This is a genomic window from Intestinibacter sp. (genome assembly GCF_051866655.1).
Lineage (GTDB): Bacteria > Bacillota > Clostridia > Peptostreptococcales > Peptostreptococcaceae > Intestinibacter.
This window is the reverse complement of sequence record NZ_JBJDXL010000404.1, coordinates 1-3,061: the sequence shown is the minus strand read 5'-3', so window position 1 is coordinate 3,061 and position 3,061 is coordinate 1. Positions and strand designations below refer to the sequence as shown.

The window sequence follows — 3,061 nt, the reverse complement described above, 5'->3', positions numbered from 1 at the left end:
AGCTTTTTCAGTATTTTGAGATTGTCTTCTTTTCTTTCGTTTTTGTCCATGATAAAACTCTCCAGTAAAGGAATCTTCTGCAAATCCAAGACGATCCCTAGTCACTTCATTTTCTAGCCTCTCATTACTCTTCCTCTTAGCTTCTATAGAGTTTAGTAAAGAGGAAAGGTAAATTTCTTTTTTCTTTTTCTTTTCCCGAACTACCTTATTAGAAGCATCCTTAGTTTCTGCTAAGTACTTATAGAACTTCCGTTCACCTTCATAGTAGGTAACGTACTCACTCTCATCTATTATTAACAAAAACTCAGAGGGGGCCTTTCTATAATAATAAATGCTCTTCTTAGGATAGAGGTAATTTAGAGCCTTCTCTATATAAAATATTACAAGAGAATAATATTTCATAGGAAGCTTCTCATGAAATAACTTATAGGATAAGATATTCCCGAGATATTGTGGAATCATCTCCCTAACTCCTGGATACTCTTTAAAGACTCTTGTATTGGCAGTAAAGTATTTGGCAGGCCTATCTACAACCTTAACTTTTACTTTCTTTCTCTTCTTTTCAGGCGCATCATAGCTCCTTATAATTCTGTTCTCGTCTAGATAATATCCATTATATCTCCATCTACGTCTGGGAGCCATATAATATGGATCTATCCGGCTTAAGAACTCGCGTCTAAAATCATAATTCTTCTTCTTTCTAAACTTGTTACATATATCAGAAAAAACTTTATCAAAGTCTTTTCCAACAGAGCTATCCAATACTCGAGAGACATAATGATAAGATTCTCTATCATAATGGTCAGAGTCCCAAGAATTATAATCAGAAGACTTACGCATACTCTCGTGTCTTGGAGCAGTCTCATAATCCCTGCTTAAAATTTGTGAATAAGAATTGAGTGCCATGATAATCTATTTAAAAAGTTAGAAGTCTGACTGAGACTCGAACTCAGATCTACTCTTTAGGAGAGAGTTGTTCTATCCTGTTGAACTATCAAACCTTGTGTGCTCCGAATGAGATTCGAACTCACACGGGCATTACTGCCCGACAGATTTTAAGTCTGTTGCGTCTACCAATTCCGCCATCAGAGCATAAAGGGAGGATAATCCTCCCAATATTTAGTATACTAATCCTCCTCTATATAAAGAAGGCTTATTTTCTAAGTTAAGAACCTTAACTGCCATGTCAGAACCATATTCCGTTTCCAACATGATTATCCCATCTTTGTTAGCAGGAGCAGTGATAGTACCATATCCTCCTAGATCTTCTCCAACCAACATAAGGTCTATAGCTACTGGAGTATTAATTCTCCTGGAATAAATGTCAAGATCATCTTCGTCAAGAGTATATTCCTTTCCGTCGTCGTCTTTCTCCTTTGTTCCTACTTTATTCAACAACTCAATAAAGGCCTCAGGAGAACCTTTCTCTCCCTCCTCGAATCTGTGGACCTTAATAAAGTAAGAATGCTTGGCCTGCTCAACGTTTAGGAAGTTCTTAAATGAATTTACAGAGCACCCATGAATGTTAACTTCCTCTACAACGGACTTCAAAATGTCAATGGTAGAGATAGCTAGGCTATCAATAAAAGTGATTATATCGTCTGCGTACTCCTTATATAATAGATTATCATCCAGATATTCCTTAATGATTTCTACCTGCAGATTTCCGAACGACTTGTGGTATCTAATTCTAGAGGGACGACCTATAAGATTCTCATTAATCCACAGTTTATTTGTGGTTAGGAGGAAAACTCTTCTGTAAGGACTATTATATACCCCATCCATTACAGAAAGCAGGTCTAAATCATGCTTCTTCTCAGTGTTGAAATTCTTTTCAAATTCATCAAAGAAGAGAATGCAGGGGCAATTTATCTTAGCTATAAAATCAGCTAACCCAGGGTACGGATTGTTAATAAGTATTACAGGAAGATTCATCTTGTTAGCTAGTATTTTAGCTGTTATTGTCTTACCTGTACCCTTAACTCCGTTAAACAATATTCCGAGATTCGAGGATGTATTCTCATAGGTCTTCATAATATGATTTATGAGCCGAGACTCAACTCCATAAACCTTGAAATCAAAGTGAAAACTATCTGCAAATTCTTCCAGATAGATTTCGTGGGTCATTTCATTAATTCCCATCATGTAAATTTTCTTGTCTAGGGATTCAATAGTAATGACTGTGTCTTCTACTTGCTTAAGTATTCTTCCGTTCTTAAGCCAAACAATATTCGGGGTATTCATCTAAATAATTTAGCAAAGACTTTAATAGTAGACTCATTATTAGATTTTAAAGCGGATAATTCCTTATTTTCTGAGGAAATTCGCTCTATTTCTGAGGTGTTAGCTGCAATCTGGTCATCAATGTCCTTATTCAGGACCTCTAAATCAGACTTGGCCTTGTTGTACGCTTCTAAGATCCCAGTTCTTCTCTCTGAGAAGCCTGAAACTGTAGATGTTTTTTTTTTCTTCCATCTGTTCCATTTTTGTCATGATAATATAGTTGCCATAGATGCTATAAAAGTTACAATACTAGCTACAACGGCATATGCCCGTTGTGTCTCATCGGTACTATTTTCAGACTTCCTTCTTCTAGTTATATAAATCAGAAGTCCTATACAAATAATTAGCAGTATAGAACCTACAATAATATGTATGAAGTCTTTGTACAGAAATTTCCACTTAAGAATAAATATTGCAGATTGTCCTATTTCTGTCTTAGAGATTCTAATAGAACTTTCTTCTACAGCCTTAAGAGTTTCATTAACAGCAACTCCTATTTCTTTACCCCAATTGGCATAATCAGAATACTTCTTCATTTCCTTAGACGTTGAGAGCTCTTTCTTAACATCTTCTGGAAGTTTATTATACTCTTCCTGAGTTAAAGTAACCTGACAAAAAGAGCTAATAGCAACTATGTTAGTTATTAGCAAAAATAAGATTCTTTTTAGCATTTTATTTAGAATTATGTCTTAGTAGCAGAACACTTTTTGTTGATTCTTTTATAATCCTCTGAAACCAACAAAACAGACTAGTCTATTTTATCCTCAATAAACATTGG

Annotated in this window: 3 protein-coding genes and 2 tRNA genes; all 5 read right to left on the bottom strand. The window is 35.2% G+C overall.

The annotated features are described in order from the left end of the window. A partial coding sequence (locus ACI3VO_RS12175; protein WP_439758174.1) for a hypothetical protein occupies positions 1–762 on the bottom strand: 762 nt, incomplete at its 3' end. Between the two features lie 166 nt (positions 763–928). Beyond that, a tRNA-Arg gene (locus ACI3VO_RS12170) sits at positions 929–1,001 on the bottom strand. A gap of 5 nt (positions 1,002–1,006) precedes the next feature. Next, positions 1,007–1,092, bottom strand: a tRNA-Leu gene (locus ACI3VO_RS12165). A gap of 27 nt (positions 1,093–1,119) precedes the next feature. After that, positions 1,120–2,244, bottom strand: coding sequence for an ATP-binding protein (locus tag ACI3VO_RS12160; RefSeq protein ID WP_439758173.1), 1,125 nt, complete (start codon positions 2,242–2,244; stop codon positions 1,120–1,122). A 245-nt stretch (positions 2,245–2,489) separates the two neighbouring features. Then, complete coding sequence (locus ACI3VO_RS12155; protein WP_439758172.1) at positions 2,490–2,954, bottom strand: hypothetical protein; 465 nt, start codon at positions 2,952–2,954, stop codon at positions 2,490–2,492. Positions 2,955–3,061 lie beyond the last annotated feature (107 nt).